We start from the raw sequence: 25,517 nt of genomic DNA, 5'->3' as shown, positions 1-25,517 counted from the left end.
GCCGCCATAGCCTAACTCCCTCCTCTAAGCGTTTCAGCGGGAAGTCTTCAAAAGAACCTTTTTCTCCCCATACCCAATAAAAAACCCCTGCTCATGGATGAGCAGAGGTTTCATATATTACCGACACCATCAGTAGATGGTATTAATTTGGTCAACACAAAAGCATCCGACAAGCCGAAACACTCGAACAGGTGAAAAAGTATGCAAAAACCTGTTTGTTAAACTTTTTAAAAGTTTAGCCCCCGGCAGGGCCGCCGGAGGCTTTTTATACGTTTTACGTTTGCTTTTTCAGGCCATCAACCATTCAGCTTCTCGTTCAGGAGCTGATTCACCACCTTGGGATTGCCCTTGCCCTTGGTGGCTTTCATGACCTGCCCCACGAAAAAGCCCATGAGCTTTTTCTTGCCGCCGCGGAAGGCCTCCACCTCTTTGGGATTGTCGGCCAGAAGTTTGTCCACGATGCCTTCGATCTCAGAGGTGTCTGAGACCTGGGCAAGGCCCTTTTCATCCACAATCGCCTTGGCCTCTTTACCGGTGGCTGCCATCTCGTCAAAGACGGTCTTGGCCATGGTGCCGCTGATGACATCCTCCTGTACAAGGGAGAGGAGTCCTGCCAGCATCGTTGGGGACACGGGCACGTTGCCGAGGTCCATGCCGTCGGTGTGCAGAAGCCCCAAGACCGAGCCCATGACCCAGTTGGCAACCATCTTGGCCTGCTTGGGCTTGGAGCCGAAGATTGCCAGGCAGTTGTCGAAGTAGGTGGCCAGCTCAATGGACGAGGTGAGGACATCGGCATCCGCCGCAGGCAGGTTCAGCTCTTCCACGTAACGCTTCTTCATGGCATCGGGCAGCTCAGGCAGGCTGCCTGCGATTTCATCGTACCAGGCATCGTCGATGACCACGGGCAGAAGATCGGGATCCGGGAAATACCGGTAATCGTGGGCGTCTTCCTTGCTGCGCATGGAGGTGGAGATCTCCTTGTCAGCGTTCCAGAGGCGGGTTTCCTGGATCACCTCGCCGCCGTTGTCCAGAATATCAGCCTGACGGTTGATCTCATAGCGAATGGCCCGCTCGATGTTCCTGAAGGAGTTTAAGTTCTTCATCTCGGTGCGGGTGCCGAACTCTTCCTGCCCTTTAGGCCGCAGGGAGACGTTGGCGTCGCAGCGCAGACTCCCTTCTTCCATGTTGCCGTCGCATACCCCGATGTGGCGCACGAGCTGATGGATTTTTCTGACCAGGGCACCGGCCTCCTGGGCAGAACGCATATCCGGTTCGGAGACGATCTCGATGAGGGGCACTCCGGCGCGGTTGAGGTTCACCAGACTGATGGGACGCATGGGATCATGATTGAGTTTGCCCGCATCGTTTTCCATATGGATCCGGGTAATGCCGATGCGCTTGGTGGAACCGTCTTCGAGCTCGATGTCCAAGTGACCGTGCTCGGCAATGGGCAGGGCAAACTGGGTGATCTGGTAGCCAAGGGGAAGATCCGGGTAAAAATAGTTCTTTCGGGCAAAGCGGTTCACCCGGTTGATGGTGCAGTTGGTTGCCACCCCGGCCTTGGCCGCATAGGCCACTGCGGTTTTGTTGAGCACCGGAAGCACCCCGGGCATGCCGGTACAGACCGGGCAGGTCTGGCTGTTGGGCTCCGCCCCGAAGGCGGTGGAGCACCCGCAAAAGATTTTCGTTTTGGTTTTCAGCTGCGCATGTATTTCAAGGCCAATGACGACTTCATATTCCATATCCGACTCCGCTCCATGGGCGATATCATAACAAAGAACCGGTCCATCAAGCCGACAGACCGGTATGTATATAAAAGTAAGGATTATAGAAGATTTCAGGTTTGATGACAAACCCTTATTCATGGCCGAGGGACTTTCCCGGCCCGACGGATCGTTACGCACCACCAGACTCGTCACGCTCTCTCACGGCCCTTCCCATCCCCTCGCCACCAAACACGGATACCAAAAATATACGTTTTGACAAACCCCGATCGCCATACTATAAATACGGGTTTTTCAAACTGTTTTGCGCCGACGTCAAGGTGACCGGCACATGAAACGAACCACACCGGACGGGACAAACCACGAACACCGCTCGCTCCCACCGATGTGTCAAGGCACGGCAGACCATATGAAATATTTTCTTTGCGTTATCGGAATGGTGATGATTGTTGAGGGACTTCCCTGGTTCGGATTCCCGAACAGGGCCCGCCAGATTCTCCTGACCCTGGCCGCCCAGCCGGAAAATCGCCTGAGAAGCATGGGGCTGTTCATGATGCTTGGAGGGCTTGCCCTCGTTTATCTGGGGAATATGTAAGAGATGTACCAACTCAGTGATTATCGATTCGACCTTCCGGAAGAACTCATCGCACGCCACCCGGAAAAAAACCGTACCGACTCCAGGCTTCTGCACCTGGAGCGTCACACCGGTGCAAGGCACCATCGACATTTTTCCGACCTCTCGGGCCTCCTTAATAAAGGAGACCTCCTGGTCGTCAACAACACCAGCGTCATCCCCGCCCGGCTCATCGGCCACAAAGAGACCGGCGGCAAGGTGGAGGTGCTGATCCTGGACTACCGGGAAGGCATGGCAGCCATGGACCGCGACGGGGCTTTCTCCTGCCGATGCCTGCTCAAGGCGTCCAAGCGGGTCAAGCCCGACACGCCCATTCGCTTCGGAGACGGTTTTTCCGCCGTTGTGGAAAGCTTTGACCAGGGTATTTACCGCCTCCGGTTTGCGTGTGACGGCGACTTTGACCGCCTCCTTGAGACCCACGGCAACATGCCCCTGCCCCCGTATATCAAACGGGACGCGGACGCCTTCGACAAAAAGACCTACCAGACGGTGTATGCCAAGAACCGCGGGGCCGTGGCCGCCCCCACCGCAGGGCTCCACTTTACGGGCGACCTCATGGAGACCCTGAAAGCCAAGGGCGTGGAGATCGCCGAACTCACCCTCCACGTGGGATACGGCACCTTCGAGCCCGTGCGGGTGGACGACATCCGGGACCACGCCATCCACACTGAATGGTACGAGGTCTCCGAAGCCACCGCAGCCGCCGTGAACAACGCCAAAGCCGAAGGCCGCCGGGTCATCGCCGTGGGCACCACCTCGGTGCGCACCCTGGAGTTTGCCACTGCCAAAGACGGCACCCTTACCCCCGGCGCCGGCCCCTGCGATATCTTTATCTATCCCGGCTACCAGTTCAAATGCGTGGACGCCATGGTCACCAACTTCCACACCCCGGAGTCGACCCTCCTCATGCTCGTCTCCGCCTTTGCCGGAAGAGACACCATCTTCACCGCCTACGAAGAAGCCGTCAGGCTGAAATACCGCTTCTTCAGCTATGGCGATGCGATGTTTATTGACTAAAGCGGACCGAAAAAGCATGCCTCCGGCGGCGAGGGTGGCGAAGCCACTGTAGCGAAAACACCTCGAAAGCTGATTGCCCTTGCTTTTTGTCTCTCGTTCCTCGAGCCAAAGAGCAAGGGCCTTCGGCTCGGGCTTCGCCCGATACAAACGCTATCGGTTGATGCAAACAGCGTCACAAGCCTCGAAGTAACAGGATACGTTATCGTAACGTGAGCAGTATCCTCATTAGCCGTGAAAGCGTTTCGACTTCAAGCAACCTCTTTCAGGCAAACGCCGGAGGCAACCGTCATATGAAAACAGCCTGTTCTACGCGGGCGAAGCCCGTCAGCGAATGTTATAACCCGAGGAACGAGGGTTGGAGCATTCGCAAACCTGGGGTGCAGGGGCTTTAGCCACTGCCCGCCGGAGGCAGCTTTTACATTAAGGAAAACCATGAGACTTACATATACCAAAGAAGCCCAGTCCACAGAGTGTCGGGCGCGGGCAGCCACCATCAAGACGCGTCGGGGGGAAATCAAAACCCCCATTTTCATGCCGGTGGGCACGGTGGGGTCTGTAAAGGCCGTGTCGGTTGAGGACCTGGAGGAAGCGGGGGCCCAGATCATCCTGGGCAACACCTACCATCTTTATTTACGGCCCGGCACGGAAGTGCTGGATGTGTTTGGCGGGCTCCATGATTTCATGAAATGGAAGCACCCCATTTTAACGGACAGCGGGGGGTTTCAGTTTTTCTCCCTGGCCAAGCTCACCAAACGTACGGAAGAGGGGGTCTCGTTTCAGTCCCACATCGACGGATCCCGACACCTCTTCACCCCGGAAAAATCCATTGAGGTGCAGAACCACATCGACTCGGACATCATGATGTGCCTGGACGAGTGCACGCCCTACCCGTCGGACCACAGGGCCACCAAAGAGTCCATGGAGCTCACCACCCGATGGGCCCAGCGCTGCTATGATTTCTGGCAGCAGGAGACCAACTTGCGCAACAACGCCTTCGGCATTGTCCAGGGCGGCATGTACAAGGACCTGCGCACGGCGTCTGTGGAGCAGATCTGCGACATCGATTTTCCCGGCTACTCCATCGGCGGCCTCTCCGTGGGCGAACCCAAGGACCTGATGATGGAGATGGGCGAGCACACCCTGGCCCAGATGCCGGACCTGAAGCCTCGCTACATCATGGGCGTAGGCACACCATCGGATATCGTGGAACTGGTCTCCATGGGCGCCGATATGTTCGACTGCGTCATGCCCAGCCGCAATGCCCGAAACGGCAAACTCTTCACCTCCGAAGGGGCCCTCAACATCGCCAACCAGCGGTATCAGAAAGATGAAAAACCCCTGGATCCTGTGTGCACCTGCTACACCTGCCGCAACTACTCCAGGGCCTATCTGCGCCACCTGTACAAATCCAAGGAGCTCCTGGCCTACCGCCTCAACACCATCCACAACCTTCATTATTATATGAACCTCGTGGGAGAGATCAGGCAGGCCATCCTCGAAGACCGCTTCATGGCTTGGCGCAAAGACTTCTACGCCGCCATGGAGGGCGGGATTCAGTAGTGAAACAAAAACGTGCCTCCGGCGGCAAGGTGGGGGCACCTTGAAACCCTATGACGGGCTCCGCCCGTTGCTTACGGAAGAGGGTGGCCAACCTCCGGCATACAAGCGGAGTCCGCTCTTGTCACGAGGGTGCCAGAAGCATCAACCAACTGTAGGGTGCGCTTGCGCACCATTGACGGGCCTTGTAATCGCAATACGGCTTCAGGGCTTCTAAGATTTGCGATGCATGAAGCTTCATTAGTCCAACCCACCAAAGGGTTTCCCAACAACTACCCGATGAGGCATAAGCAACGCCGATTCTCCCCCCGTTTTCTCAGTCCCTTCCTTCGTATGGATAAATTTCTTTGATTTTTTTCCACATCCTGTGAAATAAAAGTGATTCACACCGATCTCATCAAACGTTTCGTTTGGTTTGCAGCAGCCGTATCGGTTCCCAGGTAAAAACATGGACGCCGCGACGATACCGCCTGCCCGGGACACACCGCAGGCTTCGTGGCTGATATGCGTTCTTTTCATTCACCACAAGAGATAGACGGACCGGAGGATTTCATGACCATTTCGACCAAGATCAAGGGTGCCATCGAAAAATCATCATTTATCCGCAAAATGTTTGAGGAAGGAGCCCGCCTCAAGGCAGAGCACGGAGCGGACAAGGTATACGACTTCAGCCTCGGCAACCCCTACCTCGCCCCCCCGGCTGAATTCAAGGAGAGCCTCATGAAGGTGGCGGCCTCTTCCGGTGAAGGCATCCACTCCTACATGCCCAACACCGGCTACCCCTTTGTGCGCGAGGCCGTGGCCGGGTTTGTTTCCGAGCAGCAGGGGGTCACCCTGGATGAAAACGACATCGTCATGACCTGCGGAGCGGCCGGCGCCCTCAACGTGGTTCTCAAGACCCTCCTTGATCCCGGCGACGAAGTGATCTGCCCGGCTCCCTACTTTGTGGAGTACAATTTCTATGCAGACAACCACGGGGGCGTGGTAAAGACCGTTCGCACCAACCCGGATTTCACCCTGGACCTGTCCGCCATCGAAGAGGCCGTTTCTGATAAGACCAAGGCCGTCCTCATCAACACCCCCAACAACCCCACCGGCCAGGTGTACGACAAGGCGAGCCTTGATGCTCTGGGAGACCTTCTGGCCCGCAAGAGCCGGGACATCGGCCACCCCATCGTCCTCATCTCCGACGAGCCCTACCGAAAGATCACCTATGCCGGGATCACCGTGCCCTCCATTATGACCAGTTACGCCAACAGCGTGGTGGTGACCTCCTACTCCAAGGACATCTCCATCCCCGGAGAGCGCATCGGCTACATTGCCATCCACCCCGACTTCGAGGGCAAGGGCCTCTTCTTAGGTGGCCTGGCCCTGTGCAACCGCATCCTGGGGTATGTAAACGCTCCGGCCATCATGCAGCGGGTCATCGCCGACATCCAGGGCGTCAACGTGGACATGACGCCTTACGAAAAAAACCGGGAGCTTCTGGTGGACGGCCTCACCGAGGCCGGGTATGAGTTCACCGCCCCCAAAGGGGCCTTTTACCTCTTTCCCAAGGCCCCCATCGAAAACGACGTGGAGTTTGTACGGGAACTCCAGGAGGAGTTGATCCTCGTGGTGCCCGGCAGCGGATTCGCAGGGCCCGGCCATTTCCGTATCTCTTTCTGCGTGGACGCGAAAACCATCACCGAGGCCCTCCCGGGATTTGCCAGGGTGATGAAAAAATACAAGTAGTTACTCGCAGAGGAAAACGGCGATAAACTCCGTTTACATTCCTTTCAACGGTTACCCGGCGGAAAGATGTTTTTTCACGCGCATCTTTCCGCCGGGTTTTTACCTGCCCCCAGCCGCCTTCTGCCCAACCATACGAAATAAGAACCAATCAACGCACCGCCCGTGAAGGTCTGCTACACCATGGGCTGTCACCACAACCCCGTCCCCTTTCGCACCCAATATTCATGAATTCCACTGCTTGCCAAGTTCCCCGCCCCATCGCTCCCTGTCAATTCCAAGGTATCATCCTACAATAGCTCGAATTTTTTTACTTGACATTGTCGCCCAAATATACAAAATTGTTCGATTCTAGTAATATACTTTCAGTGCCTACATGGCCAATACCTCGATCTGAACGACACATTTAACGTACGTCTGACGACAAAAAAGGAATTGGGAGCCGTCTCAAGGTGACACGTGTCACCCCAAGGGAGTACTGCCCCCTGAGGGCCCATTGACTACCGATTTTTCGGGGACTTGGCCCGCCTTTACCGATATTGAAGATTGATGCGCGAATGCCCCCTGCCCGATGGGATACGGGCAGGTGCCGTTCGGCATACATGGATGCCGTGGCAACACGGCATCATCATGAGAAAAGATGCTTTCGCACCGGGCGTGGCTTTATTGCCTGCCGCGGGATGTATCGACCGCACCGTCGACCCCGCACATTCACCCCTGTGAACCCACACGTGAAACGCCTCCGGTCAAAGACATCGATTATTATGTGGAGGGGATAGAGTATGATAGTTGAAGGTCTGGGATTGATGGTTGCAGGCATGGGGGTGGTCTTCGCATTTCTGACCCTCCTGGTCTACGCAATGAAAATCTCGGCAAAGGTATTAGAGCGATTTACCGATGCCGAAGTGACGGGTGGACCTTTGGAAAAACCAAAAACCGCAGTGTTTCAAAAGGCTGGAGATGACCTGACTGAAATCGCGGTGGCCATTGCGGCTGTAAAAGCCTGCGCGCGCAGCTAACGAAAGGGATAGAAGATTATGGCTAAGAAATTAGTTCGTTTCATGAACACAGCGTTTCGTGATGGTTTTCAGTCGGTCTACGGAGCGCGAGTATTTACTGACGATTTTATGCCTGCCGTTGAAGCGGCAGCCGCAGCGGGCTGCAACTACTTTGAAGCAGGCGGCGGCGCGCGGTTTCAGGCACTCTATTTTTACAGCAATGAGTGCGCCTTTGATATGATGGACAGGTTCCGCGCGGCCGCTGGCCCCGACGCCGACCTGCAGACCCTGGCGCGAGGCATCAACGTGGTGGCCCTGGACTCCCAGCCCAAGGACATGATCAAGCTGCACGCGCAGATGTTCAAGAAGCACGGCATCTCCACCATCCGTAACTTCGATGCCTTGAACGACGTCAACAACCTTATCTACAGCGGCCAGTGCATCGCCGAAGCAGGCCTCAACCATCAGGTGGTCATCTCCATGATGGCCCTGCCTCCGGGCTGTACCGGCGCCCACGACGCCGATTTCTACGTCGACATGCTCAAGCAGATCATGGATGCGGACATCCCGTACCACTCCATCTGCTTCAAGGATGCCTCCGGCACCAGCTTCCCGTCAACGGTCTACGAGACCATCAAGCGGGCCAAGGAGATCATTCCGGCGGACATTCCTGTTCAGTTCCACACCCACGACACCGCCGGTATCGGTGTCATCGGGTACAAGGCCGCCCTGGACGCGGGCGTGGACATCATCGACCTCTCCATGGCTCCCTGCTCCGGCGGTACCTGCCAGCCCGACATCATGACCATGTGGCACGCCCTGCGCGGCACCGAGTACGAGCTGGACTGCGACATCGACAAGATCCGTGAGGCCGAGGAAGTCTTCAAAGAGTGCATGAAGGACTACTTCCTGCCCCCCGAAGCCAAGGCTGTCGAGCCCATCATTCCCTGGTCTCCCATGCCCGGCGGCGCCCTTACGGCCAACTCCCAGATGATGCGTGACAACAACATCATGGACCGCTTCCCCGAGATCATCGAAGCCATGGACGAGGTGGTTCGCCTGGGCGGTTTCGGTACCTCCGTAACCCCCGTGAGCCAGTTCTACTTCCAGCAGGCCTTCAACAACGTCATGATGGGCAAGTGGAAGAAGATCGCCGAAGGCTACGGCAAAATGGTCCTCGGCTACTTCGGCAAGACCCCCGTGCCCCCCGATGCCGAAATCATCAAGATCGCCTCCGAGCAGCTGGGCCTTGAGCCCACCACCCGCAGCCCCCTCGACATCAACGAGGAGGATCCCAACAAGGGCATCCCGTCTGCCAAGAAAAAGCTCGAAGAGAACGGCCTGCCCACCACCGATGAAAACATCTTCATCGCGGGCGCTTGTGGCGACAAGGGCATCAACTACCTTCTGGGCAAAGCCACCATCGGCGTTCGCAAGAACGTGGCCGAAGCACCCAAGGCCGAAGCCAAGGCAGCCCCGGACGGCTACACCGTCACCGTTGGCGGCAGCACCTACGCTGTCAAAATCGACGGCAACACCGCCGTGGTCAACGGAAAGGCCTACAACGTCAATGTGGCCGAAGGCCTCGCCGCCGCTCCTGTTGCCGCAGCCGCCCCTGCGGCCCCCGGCGTGAAAGAAGCGGTCAAGGCCCAGATGCCCGGCGCCGTGGTACGCATCTCTGCTGCCAAGGGTGCCCAGGTCAAGGCCGGTGACACCCTGCTCGTCCAGGAAGCCATGAAAATGGAAGTGGAGGTGAAAGCCCCCGTGGACGGTACCGTGGCCGATATCCTCGTGGCCACCGGAGACCAGGTGACTGCCGATCAGGTCCTCATCCAGATCGAAACCGCCGGCGCTCCCGCCGTAGCCGCAGCTCCTGCTGCCGCGGCCGCCCCTGCACCAGCACCTGCCGCCCCCGCCGGGGCAGGCGAAGAGGTGAAGGCGCAGATGCCCGGTGCCGTGATCAAGGTCCTGGTTGGAAACGGCAGCGCCGTGAAAGCCGGAGACACGCTTCTCGTTCAGGAAGCCATGAAGATGGAAGTGGAGGTCAAGGCCCCCGTTGACGGCACCGTCACCAGCGTGGCTGTTTCCGCGGGCGATCAGGTGGCATCCGGCCAGAGCCTGGTCACCATTGCTTAAGGTGATCCTCCATCGCACTCTTTATGCCTTCAAACGACTGAACGGACAGGATAGGACCATGACTCGATACATGAGATTGACACATAAAATCTCCACCAAGCCCCTGGCGATTGTGGCAGCCCTTGTCGCACTCTGCCTCTTCAGCGGGGTCTCCATGGCAAGTGCCGCCAGCGCGCCAGCGCCGGCTCCTGCTGCGGACGCCTCCATGGGGAAAGTGGAAAAGCTCTGGAAAAGCACCGGACTCAACGCCTTTGTCAACGGTGTCAAAGAAATCTTTGCAGAGAAAACCCTCGACAACCACCAGCTGATTCCCCTGGGGATCGGCCAGCTCATCATGATTGCCGTAGGCTGCATCCTGATCTGGCTGGCCATCAAAAAAGGGTTTGAACCCCTTCTTTTGATTCCCATCGGCTTCGGCGGTATCCTTGCCAACATTCCGGTGGCGGGTATTGCCGGGCCCGAAGGGTTCCTCGGCCTTATTTACGGCTTCGGGATCAAGACAGGGCTCTTTCCCCTGCTGATCTTCATGGGCGTGGGAGCCATGACCGACTTCGGCCCCCTCATCGCCAACCCGAAGACAGCCCTTTTGGGGGCAGCCGCCCAGTTCGGCATCTTCACCACCCTCATCGGCGCCCTGGTGCTGAGCCAGGTGGTTCCCGGCATCGACTTCTCCCTGCAGGACGCCGCCGCCATCGGTATCATCGGAGGCGCGGACGGCCCCACGGCCATCTTCCTTGCGGGACGGCTATCGCCGGACCTGCTGGGTGCCATTGCCGTTGCGGCTTACTCCTACATGGCCCTGGTGCCCATCATCCAGCCGCCCATCATGAAAGCCTTCACCTCCAAGGAGGAACGAGGCATCGAGATGAAGCAGCTTCGCCACGTCAACAAGGTGGAAAAGATTGTCTTCCCCTTGATGGTCCTGGGCATCTGTATCCTGCTCCTGCCGGATGCAACGCCCCTGATCGGTATGCTGATGTTCGGCAACCTGCTTAAGGAATGCGGCGTGGTGGAGCGCCTCTCCAAGACCGCCGCCAACGAGCTGATCAACATCGTCACCATCCTGCTGGGCATCTCCGTGGGCTCCAAGCTGGCTGCGGAAAAATTCCTGCAGCTTGAAACCCTGGGGATCCTCCTCCTCGGTCTCGTGGCCTTTGCCATCGGCACCGCGGCAGGTGTTCTCCTGGCGAAGCTGATGAACCGCATGAGCAAAGAGAAAATCAACCCCCTCATCGGCGCTGCCGGTGTCTCCGCCGTTCCCATGGCAGCACGCGTGGTCAACGGTGTGGGTGTTGAAGAGAACCCCCACAACTTCCTGCTGATGCACGCCATGGGCCCCAACGTGGCCGGCGTCATCGGTTCGGCGGTTGCCGCAGGTGTTCTCCTGGCCCTCTGCGGGTAAACAGCACCTGATCCGGTCAACGGATCCCGACATGAGAAAATCCCAAAGCCCCGTTCCCCCGGAACGGGGCTTTTTTTATGCCACAACGCATCGTAACTTGTTCAGCTTGCCCTCCATGGTTAAAGTGAGCCACTTCGAAAATTCACTGCCCTTGCGCTTCGCCCGACATAAACGCCGATGATTGTGCGGCCTGGCTCACAAGCTTCAAGGTCACGGGATGCGTTGTCTCTACCTGCCTGTTGCCGATTTAACCACTCTGCCTCCGGCGGGTCGCGTTTTGAATAAAAGCTCCGGAGGCTGTTTTAAGCTGAACAGTGACAAACCCAGAAACTGTCCGATTCATTCAGAACCTCCATTTAAACCACAATTGCAATGCGTTAGAACGCCCCCGCCTTGACAGCCCCAAAAAAAATATGGTAGACAATTCGTGACTGAGCGACCGTTCAGCCTCCTTGCACAGCCCTGCCACACCTTCTCATCCCGGCCCCACGGCTGATCGCTCAGGGGCGTACCCCAGGCACAACTCAGACCAGGAGCAAAGCACCCGACACACATGCAACCGGCGAGACTTTTCCGCTGCAGGTTTTCGGCCCAAAAATAGAAGGGGCCCATTTCCCTGATCCTGCTTTCATGATAATAATGTTCACCCCGATTATCACTTGCATGCAAAGCGCATCGCCATCATCAACCGGGAACCCCCCAAGGAGGCAGCATGAATCGCGTCCAGAACAAAATCCACAACCTGAAAGAGAAAGACGCACAGACGCTGATCATGGGCGGTGCTCCGGCCGTAGAAAAGCAGAAGGCCAAAGGCAAGCTCACCGCCAGGGAACGCCTGGACCGCCTCTTTGACAGGGACACCTTCCGGGAAATCGACCGCTTTGTGACCCACCGATGCACCCACTTCGGCATGGAGGGCGTGGAGATCCCCGCCGACGGTGTCATCACCGGACACGGCCTCGTGGGGGGACGCCCCGCCTTTGCCTATGCCCAGGACGTGACCTCCCGGGCAGGCAGCCTGGGCGAGATGCACGCCAAAAAAATCTGCAAGATCATGGACATGGCCATGAAAGCCGGGGTGCCCATCATCGGCATGAACGACTCCGGCGGTGCACGCATTCAGGAGGGGGTGGATGCCCTGGCCGGATACGGAGAGATCTTTTTCCGAAACGCCTCGGCTTCCGGGGTCATCCCCCAGATCTCGGCCATCATGGGGGCCACGGCGGGCGGGGCCGTCTATTCGCCGGCCATGACCGACTTTGTCTTCATGGTCAAAGAGACCAGCCACATGTTCATTACCGGCCCCGACGTGATCCGCTCGGTCACCGGCGAAGACGTGGGCTTTGACACCCTGGGCGGGGCCGTGACCCACTGCACCAAAAGCGGGGTCGCCCACTTTGCCTGCGAGGATGATGAAGAGTGCATCGACCGCATAAAACTACTCCTGTCTTACCTTCCGGCCAACAACAAGGAGACCGCGCCCCGGGCCCTTTCGGAAGAGCCCATCCACCGCCTCTGCCCGGAGCTCGACACCCTGATCCCCGAAAACCCCGTGAAGCCTTACGACATGTTCGACCTTATCCGGGCCGTTGCCGACCACGGGACCTATTTTGAACCCCACAGCCTCTTTGCCCCCAACATCATCACCTGCTTCATCCGCCTGGGGGGCCGCACCGTGGGGGTTATCGCCAACCAGCCCAAGGTCCTGGCGGGGTGCCTGGACATCGACACCTCGGACAAGGCCAGCCGCTTTATCCGCTTCTGCGACGCCTTTAACATTCCCCTGCTCACCATTGCCGACGTGCCCGGCTTTCTTCCCGGCATCCAGCAGGAGTGGGGAGGTATCATCCGCCACGGGGCCAAGCTCCTCTGGAGCTACTCCGAAGCCACCGTGCCCAAGCTCCTTCTCATCACCAAAAAGAGCTACGGCGGCGCCTACCTTGCCATGAGCTCCCGCCACCTGGGGGCGGACATGGCCTTTGCCTGGCCCACGGCCGAGATCGCCGTCATGGGAGCCCAGGGCGCGGCCAATGTCATCCACAGAAAAGAGATCAAAGGCGCCGACAACCCCGAGGCCATGCGCAATGAAAAAATCTGCGAATACAACGACCTGTTCCTCACCCCTTACATCGCCGCTTCCCGGGGCTATATCGACGCCGTCATCGTCCCTTCAGAAACCCGCAACCATCTCATCGATGCCCTGGACGTCATAAGCTCAAAACACGAAACCCGACCGCCCCGAAAACACGGAAATATCCCGCTTTAAAAAGCATGCCTCCGGCGGGTCGCTTTTTTAAAAAAAAGCTCCGCAAAAAACTCTTCTAAGGCACCCGCGCTACGTTTTGATCGCCCTTCAGGGCGATCAAAACGTAGCGCGGATGCGAAAATGTCGAAATTGTTTCGGCGTAGCCTGTAAGGCTTACTTAAGACCTGTTTGTCAAACTTTTTAAAAGTTTGGCCCCGGCAGGGCCGCCGGAGGCAATTTTAAGCTGAATTGTTACAAAAGAAGAGGGGCTATGCCCTGCAGGGATCAATCTTCAAAAAAACAAACCCTGTTTGTCAAACTTTTCAAAAGCTTGGCCCCCGGCAGGGCCGCCGGAGGCCACCTGAATACGTTGCTGCGCCCCTTCTTTTTCTTCCCCAAAACCCCGTGATATACTACCGTATAGAGACAAAATTTCAGGAGGAAAGAGCATGGGTGCACGAAAACGCGCGGCCCTTCGCGGGCAGTGGTATCCGGAAAGCCGGGAGGCCTGCTTCAAGGAGGTGGAAGGATATCGGAAGGAGGGGTGGCTGAAACGCCCCTCGGGGGACGCATTTCAAGCAGGGATCGTTCCCCACGCCGGATGGTTTTTTTCCGGCAGCATTGCCTGCCGGGTCATCGAAACCGTGGCCCGGGGTGAGTTGCCGGACCTGGTGGTCCTGTTCGGGCACCATCTGGGGCCGTCGGAGCCCACCAGCGTCATGGCCGAAGGAACCCTGGAAACCCCCTTCGGAGACCTGCGGGTCCACGAAACCTTCTCAGAGACCCTGGGAAGCACCCCTTATATACGGCGGGAGATGAGCCCTTTCATGGCCCCTGAAAACACCCTGGAGCTCCAGCTTCCTTTTATCCGGTACTTTTTCGGAGAGACTCCGGTCTGCCTCATGGGCGTGGCCCCCAACAAGTGCGCGGAGCCCGTGGGCAAATCCGTGGTGGACGCAGCATGCACCCTGGGCCTCACCGTCAAGGTCATCGGCTCCACCGACCTCACCCACTACGGCCCAAATTTCGGGTTCACCCCCCAGGGCAAAGGGGAAAAGGCGAGGGCCTGGGTCTGCGACACCAACGACCGAGAGGCCATCGACCACATGACACAACTTGATGCGGCCTACTTCACCGACGAGGCCCTGGCCCGGCGCAATGCCTGCTGCGCAGGTGCCGTGGCCGCCACCCTGGCCGCAGCCCGGTCCCTGGGCATCCCCCGCGGCCTTGAGATCGCTCACACCACCAGTTTTGACAAAAGCCCCTCGGACAGTTTCGTGGGATACACCGGGGTGGTATTCTAAGCCATGAACATTCCAAAATACTGGGCCAAAGGCACCACACGACACGACGTTCGCATGCGAAACATCCTCACGGGCAAACCCATGGCTCCCCTCGCCTGCTGGGGCTGGTCCGACACCAGCCTTGCCGACGCCAGGGAAAAGGGGCGCAAACGGGCGGACGCCGTTGCAGAAATGATCCTCAAGGGCAACCGGCCGGACACCTACCTCTATGGCGATCGCCCCATGCGGGAAGAAATTCTTGATGAATGGACATCGGAGGACGGCACGACCTGGGCCGCCGTCACCCTCAACGGATACGGATGCCGCGTGCTCAACACGGCACGGGCCATGTTCATCGACGTGGACCTGCCGGTACCGTCCCTGTGGGACTGGCTCAAATACAAGGCACGGATGCTCACGGGCACCCATGCTCTGCCCCCTCGTCAGCAAAAGGAGTATGAAGCCCTGTCCAAGGTGGAGACCATGGTCCGGGCAGATCCGTGTTTCGGCATCCGCGCCTACCGCACCCGGGGCGGGCTCCGCTATCTGGTTACCCACGCCCACGCCGACCCCACCTCTGAGCTCACCTCCGGCATGATGGAGGTCCTTGGCGCCGACCCCCTTTACATGCGGCTCTGCAAGACCCAAAAATGCTTTCGGGCCCGCCTCACCCCCAAACCCTGGCGGTGCGGGCTTCCGGCCCTGCCTGTCTCGTATCCCTGGCAGGATAAAGCCGCAGAGCAGAAAGCTCGCCAATGGCTATCAGCCTATGGGGACAAAACCAGAGACCTGGCCACCTGTGAACTGATCAACCACTTCGGCTCTGATGCCATGGACGAAGAGATCTCCCGCGTCGTCTCCTTCCACGACAAAGCGACCCGGGCCCAGTCCGGGCTTGAACTTGCATAAGCCGGATGCACGCCAACAATAGTTGTAACTATTCAGCCCATGCCTCCGGCGGCCCTGCCGGGGGCTAAACGTTTAAAAAGTTTAACAAACAGGTTTTAAAAAACCTTTTTGAGTGAATTTTTACCTTAAAGGCGGATGTGATTTGACCCGAGGAACGAGGGGCAAAACACACCTGCTATCTCGCCATGAAAACACCATGGCCTTAGTCCCCAAAAACACAAAAAGCCCCTTCGATTGCTCGAAGGGGCTTTATTTTTTTAATTGGCTGGGATGCAGGGATTCGAACCCCAATAGACGGAATCAGAATCCGTAGTCCTGCCATTAGACGACATCCCAGCAGGCAACTCAATTGGTTGCGAGAGGGTATATAGTCCGGTGAGGCCGGTTGAGTCAAGCAAAAATTTCGCCTTTTTCAAGACCCCTTCCGAGGGCTTCCCCTAACCCTCTTTGGGCAAAGGGCATTTTTGCCCTGAACAAGGCGCAGAAAAAAACGCCAGCGCCTTGTCCGCCCGGCTCGCTACCCCAGGCTCCGAATATGGGCCACGGCGTCGTCGATACGCTTTAAGGTCTCCTCTTTGCCGAGGACGTCGAGCATCTCGTACATGTCGGGACTGGCACCGGTGCCGGAGACGGCCAGGCGCATGGGCATGGCCACCTTGCCGAATCCCACCTCGAGCTTGGCCACCACGGCCTTGAAGGTCGCGGCCAGGGCGTCCTGGGTAAACTCGGTCTCAGCCAGGGCTTCTTTCATCACGAGGAGCACGTCCGCTGCCTCGGGCTTGAAGGCTTTTTTGGCCATCTTGGGATCGTACGCTTTCACGCCTTGAAAAAAGAACCGGGCGTTCTCGGCCATCTCCACCAGGGTATGGCTTCGGGGGGCCAGGGTTTTCACGGCCTTTTCCAGCTGCGCGCGGTCCTCGGCCACAATGCCCGCCTTCTCAAGGAAAGGCAGGAGGGCGTCGGTGATCTCCTCGGTAGACTTGGCCTGGATGTGCTCGTGGTTGATGGCCATGAGCTTGTCCTGGTCAAAGACACCGGGGGAGCGGCCGATGTTGTCCGGGGTGAACTTTTCGATGAGTTCTTCGCGGGTAAAGAACTCCTGATCCCCGCAGGACCATCCCAGACGCGCCAGGTAGTTGATCATGGCATCGGGAAGGATCCCCATGTCCCGATACTCGGTAACGCTGGTGGCACCGTGCCGCTTACTCAAACGGGCCTTGTCCGCCCCCAGCACCATGGGCACATGGCCGTAGGTGGGCACCTCTTCCCCCATGGCCTTGACGATGAGGACCTGCTTGGGGGTGTTGTTGACGTGGTCGTCGCCCCTTAAGATGGTGTTCACCTTCATGGTCAGGTCGTCCACGGCAACAGCCAGGTTGTAGGTGGGAGTTCCGTCACTACGCTGGATGATGAAGTCGTCGAGTTCTGCGTTGGGAATGGAGATCCGCCCCTTGACCATGTCGTCAAAGGCGGTGGCCCCGGCCAGGGGTACCTTGAAGCGCACCACGGCCCCTTCGGTGGGGCCCAGGTTCTTCTCGCGGCACTTGCCGTTGTATTTGGGTTTCTCCCCTTTGGCCCGTGCGGTCTCCCGCATCTCGTCGATCTCCTCGGGGGTGCAGGTGCACCAGTAAGCGTGGCCGTCCTCAAGGAGCTTGTCGATCACCTTTTTATAAAGGTCAAAACGCTTGGTCTGATAAAAGGGGCCCTGGTCCCAGTCGATCCCCAGCCACTCCAGCCCGTCGAAGATGGCCTGAACCGACGCCTCGGTGGAACGTTCCAGGTCTGTGTCTTCGATGCGGAGGATGAAGGTCCCGCCGGTTTTCCGGGCGTAGAGCCAGTTGAACAGGGCGGTGCGTGCTCCGCCGACATGAAGGTAACCCGTGGGGCTCGGAGGAAACCGTGTTATAATCTCACCCATAGCATCTCCTGTGGTATCTATTTTTTTAAAAAAAATTTTGCCCTTCAATCCGCACCCGCCCGAAAAAAAACGTTGTGGATCGATAGGGATCTGCGCTATCTACGGCTCATGGCCAATTACCACAGTTGCTTTGCCAGCACAAGTAGCCAAAATCTAAGCACGTGAATATTCTTGACAATCGCCTTTAAATAAAATAAATAAGGGCGGTTAAGACTGTTCCATCATTATACATAATTTTTTAAAGAAATAAATGAGTTAGGAGATAACCATGGCAGTACCTAAGCGTAAGACCTCCAAAGCCAGATCGCGAAAACGTCGCACCCATTACAAGACTGACGCCCCCAACGTGTCCGTCTGCCCCGAGTGCGGTGAGCCCAAGATGATGCACCAGGCATGCCCCGACTGTGGCACCTACAAGGGCCGCAACGTACTGGCTGAAGACGAAGAGTAGCGATCACACGATGTGTCGAATCCGCACGCGAGTAACAACGCGTGCAAGGCGCCACGTTTTTCCCCTGGAGTGTAGGGTCCATGCCTGACACCAATCCACGCAGTATCGTCGTCACCGGAGGGTCCCGGGGCATCGGCCGAGCGGTCTGTCTCGAATTTGCCGGTCCCGATACCCGTATTTACTTCAACTACGCGTCCTCCGAGGAGGCGGCACGGCAGACCGAAGCCCTTGTCGCTGAAAAGGGTGGTTCGGCCGTGGGCATCCGTGTGGATGTCACCTCCGAAGCGGAGGTCTCCGCCTTCATTAAGAAGGTGGTGGACGATACCGGGCGCGTGGATGTGCTGGTCAACAATGCCGGCGTCACGCGGGACGGGCTTTTGGTCCGCATGAAAGAGTCCGATTGGGACACGGTGTGCGACACCAATCTCAAAGGGGCTTTTTTCTGCCTGAAAGCCGCGGCACGGCCCATGATGAAGCAGCGTTCCGGCCGCATCATCAACATCACCTCCATGGTTGGGGTTACGGGCAATGCCGGCCAGGCCAACTACTGCGCCTCCAAGGCGGGGCTCATCGGCCTTACCCGTTCAGCGGCCCGCGAGCTGGCCTCCAGGCAAATCACGGTCAATGCCGTGGCACCGGGGTTCATCGATACCGACATGACCGCCGCCCTTTCGGAGGAGGCCATCGGATCCATCATCGCCCAGATCCCCATGCAACGTACCGGCTCACCTTCCGAGGTGGCCGGTGTTGTGGGTTTTCTCGCCTCAGAGCGGGCAGCCTACGTCACCGGGCAGGTACTTCATGTTAATGGGGGGATGTTCACATCATAACGACACAATGAGGTAGCGATGTCCGTAGAAGACAAAATCAAAAAAGTAGTCTCTGAAAAGCTGAAAGTCGAAGCCGGTGACGTGGTTCCCGAAGCGCACTTCGTCAACGACCTGGGAGCTGACTCCCTGGATCTCGTGGAGCTGATCATGTCCATGGAAGAGGTTTTCGATATCGAAATCTCCGACGATGAGGCAGAAAAGCTCGTTCGCGTCAAAGACGCCATCGAGTACATCGAAGCGCGCATGTAGCGCGTCCGGCCGCAAGGCCGACCTGGCAAGGCTCCCCTCCATGGGGAGAAGAGACAAAAAGACCATGACGATCAGGTTGACAGGGTGGGCCATTCCCACCCTTCCTTGTATCTATAAGGCACGATAAGATCATGAGCAACGACACAACCCCGTATGAGACCGAAGTCATCATCGGATGCGACCACGCCGCCTACCCCCTGAAGGAGACCATAAAGGCTTTCCTTGCTGAAAAGGGCGTCAAGGTGGTGGACGCGGGATGCCACGGGCCGGAGTCCGTCAACTATCCCGATTTCGCCAAAGAGGTGGCCGGCAAGGTCTCCGACGGGACACACCCGAAGGGCATCCTTCTGTGCGGCACCGGCCTCGGCATGTCCATGGCCGCCAACCGCTTCAAAGGTGTCCGTGCGGCCCTGGTGAGCGACGGTTTTTCCGCACGCATGAGCCGCATGCACAACAACAGCAACATCCTGGTCATGGGCGCCCGCGTCATCGGCGAATCCCTGGCCCTGGACCTTGTCCGGATCTGGATGGAAACCCCCTTTGAGGGAGGACGTCACCTGGATCGTATCCAGATGTTTGAGTCCTTCTGATCAACAGGGGAAACTGCACGGCAACACCGCTTTTCTATGGGGAGCGAACCCTTGAAAGCAGGGCCTGCACGGCGGGGTTCCCGGCGACAGGGGTCGCAGGCGGTGAGCCTGATCGCGATGACCCACGTCGAAGGCAACCTGCCGCCCTTGGGGATAAGGGCTTAAAGGGAAAATACCCGGCAGGGACGAACGCACACTGTTCGTCCACCGCACACCGGTCGGTCCCCACGGACCCCGGCAGCGCTTCAACAAGCCATTCGACGTGGCGTCCTTCACCAACCGAAAACCCGGCTGACAAGCCAAAACCGGCTGACGCGCCGAACACACGGCTGAAGAGGAAGCAAAGGTGAACCTGAAGTGTATTAGAGATGTGGACCCGGATATTGCCCTTGCCATTGAGAACGAAATCTCACGGCAACAGAACAACCTCGAACTTATCGCATCGGAAAACGCGGTGAGCACCCCGGTCATGGAAGCCATGGGCACCCCCCTGACCAACAAATATGCCGAAGGCTACCCCGGCAAGCGATACTACGGCGGTTGCGGCCACGTCGACACCGCCGAGGCCATTGCCATCGAGCGGGCCAAAGAGCTTTTTGGCGCAGCCTATGCCAACGTCCAGCCCCACTCGGGTTCCCAGGCCAACATGGCGGCCCTTTTCGGCATGCTTGAGCCCGGCGACACCGTCATGGGCATGGACCTCGCCCACGGCGGCCACCTCACCCACGGCAGCCCTGCCAGCTTCTCCGGCAAGTTGTTCAACTTTGTCCATTACGGCGTGGAAAAAGAGACCGGCATGATCGACCTCGACCATGTGGAGTCCATGGCCCGCGAGTGCAAGCCCAAGCTCATCATCGTCGGTGCCAGCGCCTATCCCCGCACCCTCGACTTCGAAGCCTTTTCCGCCATTGCCCAGCGCACCGGCGCCGCCCTCATGGTGGACATGGCGCACATCGCCGGCCTGGTGGCCGGTGGCGTCCATCCCAACCCCGTCCCCTACGCGGACGTGGTCACCTCCACCACCCACAAGACCTTAAGGGGTCCCAGGGGCGGCCTGATCCTTTCCGGCAAAGACCTCACAGGCGTCATGAACAAGCAGATCTTCCCCGGTATCCAGGGCGGTCCCCTCATGCACGTCATTGCGGCCAAGGCCATCGCCTTCAAGGAAGCGGCCACCGACGAATTCAAAGCCTACCAGGCACAGATCGTCAAAAACGCCGCCGTCCTGGCCGACGCCCTCATGGAGAACGGGTTTGACCTGGTCTCCGGCGGCACCGACAACCACCTCATGCTCCTGGACCTCACCCGCATGGACATCACGGGCAAGGACGCCGAAGAGACCCTGGACCGCGCCGGCATCACCGCCAACAAGAACGTGGTTCCCTTCGACACCCGCAGCCCCTTTGTCACCAGCGGGATCCGCATCGGTACCCCGGTGCTCACCACCCGGGGCATGAAGGAAGCTGAAATGAAGCAGGTGGCGGGTTTCATGGCCAAGGCCCTGACCAACAAGGACAACCCCGCCGTCATCGAAACCATTCGACAGGACGTGAAGGCCCTCTGCAACGCCTTCCCCCTGTTTACCGACTAACAGGTCACCGACCCGTTGATCGAAGGGAGGGCCGGCCCACAAAGCCGGGCCCTCCCACCGCCAAGGAGCCGCCCACATGGAACCGGAACAGACTCGCCCCTCATGGGCCCAGTACTTCATGGACATCACCGAGCTGGTGGCCAAGCGCTCCACCTGTACGCGCCGTGCGGTGGGAGCCATCCTTGTCAAGGACAAGCGGATCCTGGCCACGGGCTACAACGGCGCCCCCAGCGGGGTTCGCCACTGCGCCGAGACCGGATGCCTGAGAAAGCAGCTGGGCGTCCCCTCCGGGGAACGCCATGAACTCTGCCGCGGCGTCCACGCAGAACAGAACGCCATTGTCCAGGCCGCCCACTACGGGGTGTCCATCAACGGCGCCACCCTCTTTTGCACCAACCTCCCCTGCTCCATCTGCGCCAAGCTGCTGATCAACGCAGGGGTGAAGAAGATTGTGTACCAGTCGGGTTATGCCGACGCGATTTCCGAAGAGATGCTAAGCGAAGCCGGTGTTGAAGTGATTCAGGTCCCCTGAACCGGAGTATTGGCCCACAAGACCACTGTCACAAGGAGAACGCCATGAAATGCCCCTACTGCGCCGAAGACAACACAAAAGTCGTGGACTCTCGGGACACCAAGGATAAAAATGAAATCCGGAGGCGCCGGGAGTGCCTCGCCTGCGGCAGGCGCTTCACCACCTACGAGCACGTGGAAAAACTCCCGGTCATGATCGTGAAAAAAGACGGCCGCCGGGAAGAGTTTACCCGAAGCAAGGTGGCCGCAGGCCTCTACAGGGCCTGTGAAAAACTCGATATCAGCGTCAACGTCATCGACGCCTACTTGGACGAGCTGGAGCGGGACCTGCGGGAGACCGGAGAAAAAGAGATCCCCTCCCAGAAGATCGGTGAGAAGGTGATGATCTGGCTCCACGGCAAAAACGACATCGCCTACGTCCGCTTTGCCTCCGTCTACCGGGAGTTCAAGGACGTCAACGACTTTGTCATGGAGCTCAAGGGGCTCCTCTCAAAGGAGTCGCAGTAGCCGAGCCGTCCCCGGCACATTAAAGGGACGGCGCTTTACAAACAGCGCAACAAAGGGGGAGCCATGGAGGCTCAGGAGTACATGGAGATGGCCCTTGCCCTGGCGGCACGAGGCATCGGATGGACCTCCCCCAACCCCGCGGTCGGGGCTGTGGTGGTCAACAACGGACAGGTGGTGGGACGCGGCTGGCACAAGGCCTGCGGCGGCCCCCATGCCGAGGTCTTTGCCATTGATGAGGCAGGAGACCGGGCCGAAGGCGGCGACATCTATGTTACCCTGGAGCCCTGCAACCACACCGGCAAGACCCCGCCCTGCACCGAAAAGATTTTGAACGCCGGGATCCGGCGTGTCTTCATTGCCATGGAAGACCCCAACCCCGTGGCCTCGGGCGGCATCGAACGCCTCAGGTCCCAGGGAGTCGAGGTGACCTCCGGCATCCTTTGGGAAAAAGCCGAAGCCCTCAACGAAGGGTTCATCAAGCACGTGCAGACAGGCCGCCCCTTTGTGGTGGCCAAAAGCGCCGCCACCTTAGACGGCCGCACCGCCGCATCCACGGGCCACTCCCAGTGGATCACCGGCGAATCCTCCAGGCGCCATGTCCACGAGCTCCGGCACGCCGTGGACGCTATCATGGTGGGCATCGGCACGGTCAAAGCCGACAACCCCTCCCTCACCTGCCGCCTGGAATCCGGGGGAAAAGACCCCGTCCGCATCATCCTCGACAGTCGCCTCACCATTGACGACCAGGCGAGGGTATTGCAGCTCAATTCCGATTCTGATACAATAATCGTTTGCGGTAAGATCCCGGCAGACGCCGAGGAGCCCCTCCGGAAAAAGGCGCTCCTTGAGGCGGCCGGAGCGCGGGTCCTTGAGGTCCCCTTAAAGGACAATCACGTGGATCTTGACCGCCTCATGGCAACCTTGGGAAAAGAGAAGATCCAGAGCATCCTCCTCGAAGGGGGAGCGACCCTTCTCAAATCCGCCCTGGACGCAAAGATCGTGGACAAGTTCCGCATCTACATCGCGCCCAAGCTCCTCACAGGAGGCGACGGGTTTCCCGTCACCGCAGGCAAGGGGCCCCTCTCCATGGACGAGGCCCTGACCCTTTCCCGGGTTGCTGTTCGACACTTTGACAATGACGTAATGATCGAGGGCTACCTGTAAAGATGCCGATCGCCCTGCGGGGCGTGCCAGCCGTTTCAGGACCAGCTTTCTTGAGAAGAGGCGATGAGGTATGTTCACCGGAATTATTGAAGGATTCGGCACCATCAGGGACATCCGCCCCACAGGCCAGGGGTCCCGCTTTGCCATCGAGGCAGACTTTCCCCTCGACCGCGTCAAGATCGGGGACAGCATCGCTGTGAACGGTTCCTGCCTCACCGCCGTGGTCCTGGACGGCCGCCGCTTTGAAGTGGACGTAGCCCCCGAAACCATTAACCGCACCGTCTTTTCCACCATCCACGTGGGCTCACGCGTCAACCTGGAACGCGCCCTGCGCCTCTCCGACCGCTTAGACGGCCACATCGTCTCCGGCCATGTGGACGGCGTGGGCACCATTGTCAGCAAAGAGCGTCAGGCCAACGCGGTCATCGTCACCATTGCCGTGGAAAAGCACCTCTCCCGCTACATGATTGAAAAGGGCTCCGTGGCAGTAGACGGCATCAGCCTGACCATCAACGCCGTCACCGACACCACCTTCACCCTGAGCATCATTCCCCACACAGCAGAAATCACCAGCATCGGCCAGAAGCCGCCCGGTTCCATCGTCAACATCGAAACCGACATGGTGGGGAAGTACATCGAAAAATTTCTCATGACGCCCAAGCCCGATCAGAAGCCCCAAGCCCCTTCCATCGACATGGCCTTTCTGGCCGACAAGGGATTTTTGTAAGCCGACGACGCAAGAAAAAGGGACCGATGCGGGTCCCTTTATATAGTGAGAGCAAGAGGAGTAAGAGGAGTCTGATATGCCCGTTATATCCATCGAAGAAGCCATTGAAGAGATTCGCGCAGGTCGCATGGTCATCCTGGCCGATGACGAAGACCGTGAAAACGAAGGAGACCTGACCATGGCCGCCGAGGCGGTCACTCCCGAGGCCATCAACTTCATGGCCAAATACGGACGGGGGCTCATCTGCCTGCCCATGTCCTCTCAGATGTGCGACCACCTGGACCTGCCCATGATGGTGGACGACAACACCAGCCAGTTCGGCACCGGGTTCACCGTCTCCATCGAGGCCAAAAAAGGGGTTACCACCGGCATCTCCGCCGCGGACCGCGCCACCACCATCCTGACGGCGGTGGCCGATGAGACCAAGGCGGCCGACATTGCCCGCCCGGGCCACATCTTCCCCTTGCGCGCCCGTGACGGCGGGGTCATGGTCCGCGTGGGCCAGACCGAAGGATCCGTGGACCTGGCGCGCCTTGCCGGTCTCAAGCCCGCCGCCGTTATCTGCGAGATCATGGATGACGACGGCACCATGGCCCGCATGCCCTCCCTGGAGGAGTTCAGCAAGGAGCACGGCATCGGCATCTGCACCGTGGCGGACCTGGTGGAGTACCGCATGAAGAAGGAGTCCTTCGTCAAGCGGGCCGCCGAGACCATCATCCCCACCTCCTTTGGCGGGGACTTCAAGATCATCGCCTATGAAAACGACCTGGACAACCTCACCCACATCGCCATGGTCAAAGGGGAAATCAACCCGGAGGAGCCCGTTCTCGTACGCGTCCACTCCGAGTGCATGACCGGCGATATCTTCGGGTCCATGAAGTGCGACTGCGGCGATCAGCTCCAGCGTGCCATGGCCCGCATCAACGACGAAGGCTCAGGGGTCATCCTCTACCTTCGCCAGGAAGGCCGCGGCATCGGCCTGGTAAACAAGCTGAAGGCCTACGAGCTCCAGCGCCAGGGCTACGACACCGTGGAAGCCAACGAAAAGCTCGGCTTCAAGGCAGACCTGAGGGATTACGGCATCGGGGCCCAGATGCTCGCCGACATCGGCGTGCGCAAGATGCGCCTCATGACCAACAACCCCAAGAAGATGGTTGGCCTTCAGGGCTACGGGCTCTCCGTTGTGGAGCAGGTACCCATTGAGGTGCACACCAACGTCTACAACCAGGGCTACCTGACCTGCAAGAAGCTGAAGATGGGCCACACCCTGAACATCGAGCCCAAAAAAGACTCCCACAACATGTAGGGAGTCCCCAAGGACAA

22 protein-coding genes and 1 tRNA gene are annotated in these 25,517 nt (G+C 58.6%); 20 read left to right on the top strand and 3 right to left on the bottom strand.

Going from position 1 to position 25,517, the window contains the following annotated elements:
* Positions 1-296: 296 nt before the first annotated feature.
* Positions 297-1,742 carry an Asp-tRNA(Asn)/Glu-tRNA(Gln) amidotransferase subunit GatB gene (gene gatB / locus MSL71_RS08025; RefSeq protein ID WP_180138551.1) on the bottom strand — a complete coding sequence of 482 codons (1,446 nt, stop codon included), beginning with the start codon at positions 1,740-1,742 and terminating at the stop codon, positions 297-299.
* A 313-nt stretch (positions 1,743-2,055) separates the two neighbouring features.
* On the opposite strand from gatB, the gene MSL71_RS08020 reads away from it, so the two are divergent.
* From MSL71_RS08020 to MSL71_RS07975, 10 genes are all read left to right on the top strand, one after another.
* Entirely contained in the window at positions 2,056-2,319 is a 264-nt protein-coding gene (locus tag MSL71_RS08020; protein WP_343052572.1) for a DUF2065 domain-containing protein, read from the top strand.
* Between the two features lie 3 nt (positions 2,320-2,322).
* The gene (queA, locus tag MSL71_RS08015) at positions 2,323-3,375 is read left to right on the top strand and encodes a tRNA preQ1(34) S-adenosylmethionine ribosyltransferase-isomerase QueA (protein WP_180138550.1); all 1,053 of its coding nucleotides are present in this window, start codon (positions 2,323-2,325) and stop codon (positions 3,373-3,375) included.
* 432 nt (positions 3,376-3,807) lie between these two features.
* Positions 3,808-4,935 carry a tRNA guanosine(34) transglycosylase Tgt gene (gene tgt / locus MSL71_RS08010; RefSeq protein ID WP_180138548.1) on the top strand — a complete coding sequence of 376 codons (1,128 nt, stop codon included), beginning with the start codon at positions 3,808-3,810 and terminating at the stop codon, positions 4,933-4,935.
* Positions 4,936-5,484: 549 nt separating this feature from the next.
* Positions 5,485-6,666 carry a pyridoxal phosphate-dependent aminotransferase gene (locus MSL71_RS08005; protein ID WP_180138546.1) on the top strand — a complete coding sequence of 394 codons (1,182 nt, stop codon included), beginning with the start codon at positions 5,485-5,487 and terminating at the stop codon, positions 6,664-6,666.
* Positions 6,667-7,445: 779 nt separating this feature from the next.
* The gene (locus MSL71_RS08000) at positions 7,446-7,682 is read left to right on the top strand and encodes an OadG family protein (protein WP_180138544.1); all 237 of its coding nucleotides are present in this window, start codon (positions 7,446-7,448) and stop codon (positions 7,680-7,682) included.
* An 18-nt stretch (positions 7,683-7,700) separates the two neighbouring features.
* On the top strand, positions 7,701-9,797 hold the full coding sequence (locus MSL71_RS07995) for a biotin/lipoyl-containing protein (protein ID WP_180138542.1): 2,097 nt from the start codon (positions 7,701-7,703) through the stop codon (positions 9,795-9,797).
* Positions 9,798-9,855: 58 nt separating this feature from the next.
* A complete protein-coding gene (locus MSL71_RS07990; protein ID WP_246317742.1) occupies positions 9,856-11,199 on the top strand; it encodes a sodium ion-translocating decarboxylase subunit beta in 1,344 nt (447 codons plus the stop codon).
* 712 nt (positions 11,200-11,911) lie between these two features.
* A complete protein-coding gene (locus tag MSL71_RS07985) occupies positions 11,912-13,465 on the top strand; it encodes an acyl-CoA carboxylase subunit beta (protein ID WP_180138540.1) in 1,554 nt (517 codons plus the stop codon).
* 428 nt (positions 13,466-13,893) lie between these two features.
* Positions 13,894-14,748 (top strand): AmmeMemoRadiSam system protein B, encoded by an 855-nt coding sequence (gene amrB / locus MSL71_RS07980; RefSeq protein ID WP_180138538.1) that lies wholly within the window; start codon positions 13,894-13,896, stop codon positions 14,746-14,748.
* A gap of 3 nt (positions 14,749-14,751) precedes the next feature.
* Positions 14,752-15,636 carry a hypothetical protein gene (locus MSL71_RS07975; protein WP_180138536.1) on the top strand — a complete coding sequence of 295 codons (885 nt, stop codon included), beginning with the start codon at positions 14,752-14,754 and terminating at the stop codon, positions 15,634-15,636.
* A gap of 262 nt (positions 15,637-15,898) precedes the next feature.
* Here the strand turns inward: MSL71_RS07975 and MSL71_RS07970 are convergent.
* Both MSL71_RS07970 and gltX read right to left on the bottom strand, forming a co-directional pair.
* Positions 15,899-15,972 (bottom strand) — tRNA-Gln (locus MSL71_RS07970).
* A gap of 181 nt (positions 15,973-16,153) precedes the next feature.
* The gene (gene gltX, locus MSL71_RS07965) at positions 16,154-17,554 is read right to left on the bottom strand and encodes a glutamate--tRNA ligase (RefSeq protein WP_180138534.1); all 1,401 of its coding nucleotides are present in this window, start codon (positions 17,552-17,554) and stop codon (positions 16,154-16,156) included.
* A gap of 268 nt (positions 17,555-17,822) precedes the next feature.
* On the opposite strand from gltX, the gene rpmF reads away from it, so the two are divergent.
* From rpmF to MSL71_RS07915, 10 genes are all read left to right on the top strand, one after another.
* The gene (gene rpmF, locus MSL71_RS07960) at positions 17,823-18,005 is read left to right on the top strand and encodes a 50S ribosomal protein L32 (protein ID WP_180138532.1); all 183 of its coding nucleotides are present in this window, start codon (positions 17,823-17,825) and stop codon (positions 18,003-18,005) included.
* 80 nt (positions 18,006-18,085) lie between these two features.
* Positions 18,086-18,835 carry a 3-oxoacyl-[acyl-carrier-protein] reductase gene (fabG, locus tag MSL71_RS07955; protein ID WP_180138531.1) on the top strand — a complete coding sequence of 250 codons (750 nt, stop codon included), beginning with the start codon at positions 18,086-18,088 and terminating at the stop codon, positions 18,833-18,835.
* Positions 18,836-18,853: 18 nt separating this feature from the next.
* Complete coding sequence (gene acpP / locus MSL71_RS07950; protein WP_180138529.1) at positions 18,854-19,084, top strand: acyl carrier protein; 231 nt, start codon at positions 18,854-18,856, stop codon at positions 19,082-19,084.
* A gap of 131 nt (positions 19,085-19,215) precedes the next feature.
* A complete protein-coding gene (gene rpiB / locus MSL71_RS07945; RefSeq protein WP_180138527.1) occupies positions 19,216-19,674 on the top strand; it encodes a ribose 5-phosphate isomerase B in 459 nt (152 codons plus the stop codon).
* A gap of 346 nt (positions 19,675-20,020) precedes the next feature.
* Complete coding sequence (gene glyA, locus MSL71_RS07940) at positions 20,021-21,265, top strand: serine hydroxymethyltransferase (protein ID WP_180138525.1); 1,245 nt, start codon at positions 20,021-20,023, stop codon at positions 21,263-21,265.
* 76 nt (positions 21,266-21,341) lie between these two features.
* Positions 21,342-21,797: a deoxycytidylate deaminase gene (locus tag MSL71_RS07935; protein WP_180138523.1), complete on the top strand. Its 456-nt coding sequence runs from the start codon at positions 21,342-21,344 to the stop codon at positions 21,795-21,797.
* Between the two features lie 44 nt (positions 21,798-21,841).
* Positions 21,842-22,303 carry a transcriptional regulator NrdR gene (nrdR, locus tag MSL71_RS07930; protein WP_180138521.1) on the top strand — a complete coding sequence of 154 codons (462 nt, stop codon included), beginning with the start codon at positions 21,842-21,844 and terminating at the stop codon, positions 22,301-22,303.
* Positions 22,304-22,366: 63 nt separating this feature from the next.
* A complete protein-coding gene (gene ribD / locus MSL71_RS07925; protein WP_180138519.1) occupies positions 22,367-23,467 on the top strand; it encodes a bifunctional diaminohydroxyphosphoribosylaminopyrimidine deaminase/5-amino-6-(5-phosphoribosylamino)uracil reductase RibD in 1,101 nt (366 codons plus the stop codon).
* 70 nt (positions 23,468-23,537) lie between these two features.
* Positions 23,538-24,194, top strand: coding sequence for a riboflavin synthase (locus MSL71_RS07920; protein ID WP_180138517.1), 657 nt, complete (start codon positions 23,538-23,540; stop codon positions 24,192-24,194).
* 76 nt (positions 24,195-24,270) lie between these two features.
* Positions 24,271-25,500 carry a bifunctional 3,4-dihydroxy-2-butanone-4-phosphate synthase/GTP cyclohydrolase II gene (locus MSL71_RS07915; protein ID WP_180138515.1) on the top strand — a complete coding sequence of 410 codons (1,230 nt, stop codon included), beginning with the start codon at positions 24,271-24,273 and terminating at the stop codon, positions 25,498-25,500.
* Positions 25,501-25,517 lie beyond the last annotated feature (17 nt).

It is taken from the genome of Desulfoluna butyratoxydans (assembly GCF_900699765.1).
Lineage (GTDB): Bacteria > Desulfobacterota > Desulfobacteria > Desulfobacterales > Desulfolunaceae > Desulfoluna > Desulfoluna butyratoxydans.
Note: the sequence above shows the minus strand (reverse complement) of the source record. Positions and strands in the feature narration are given on the sequence as shown.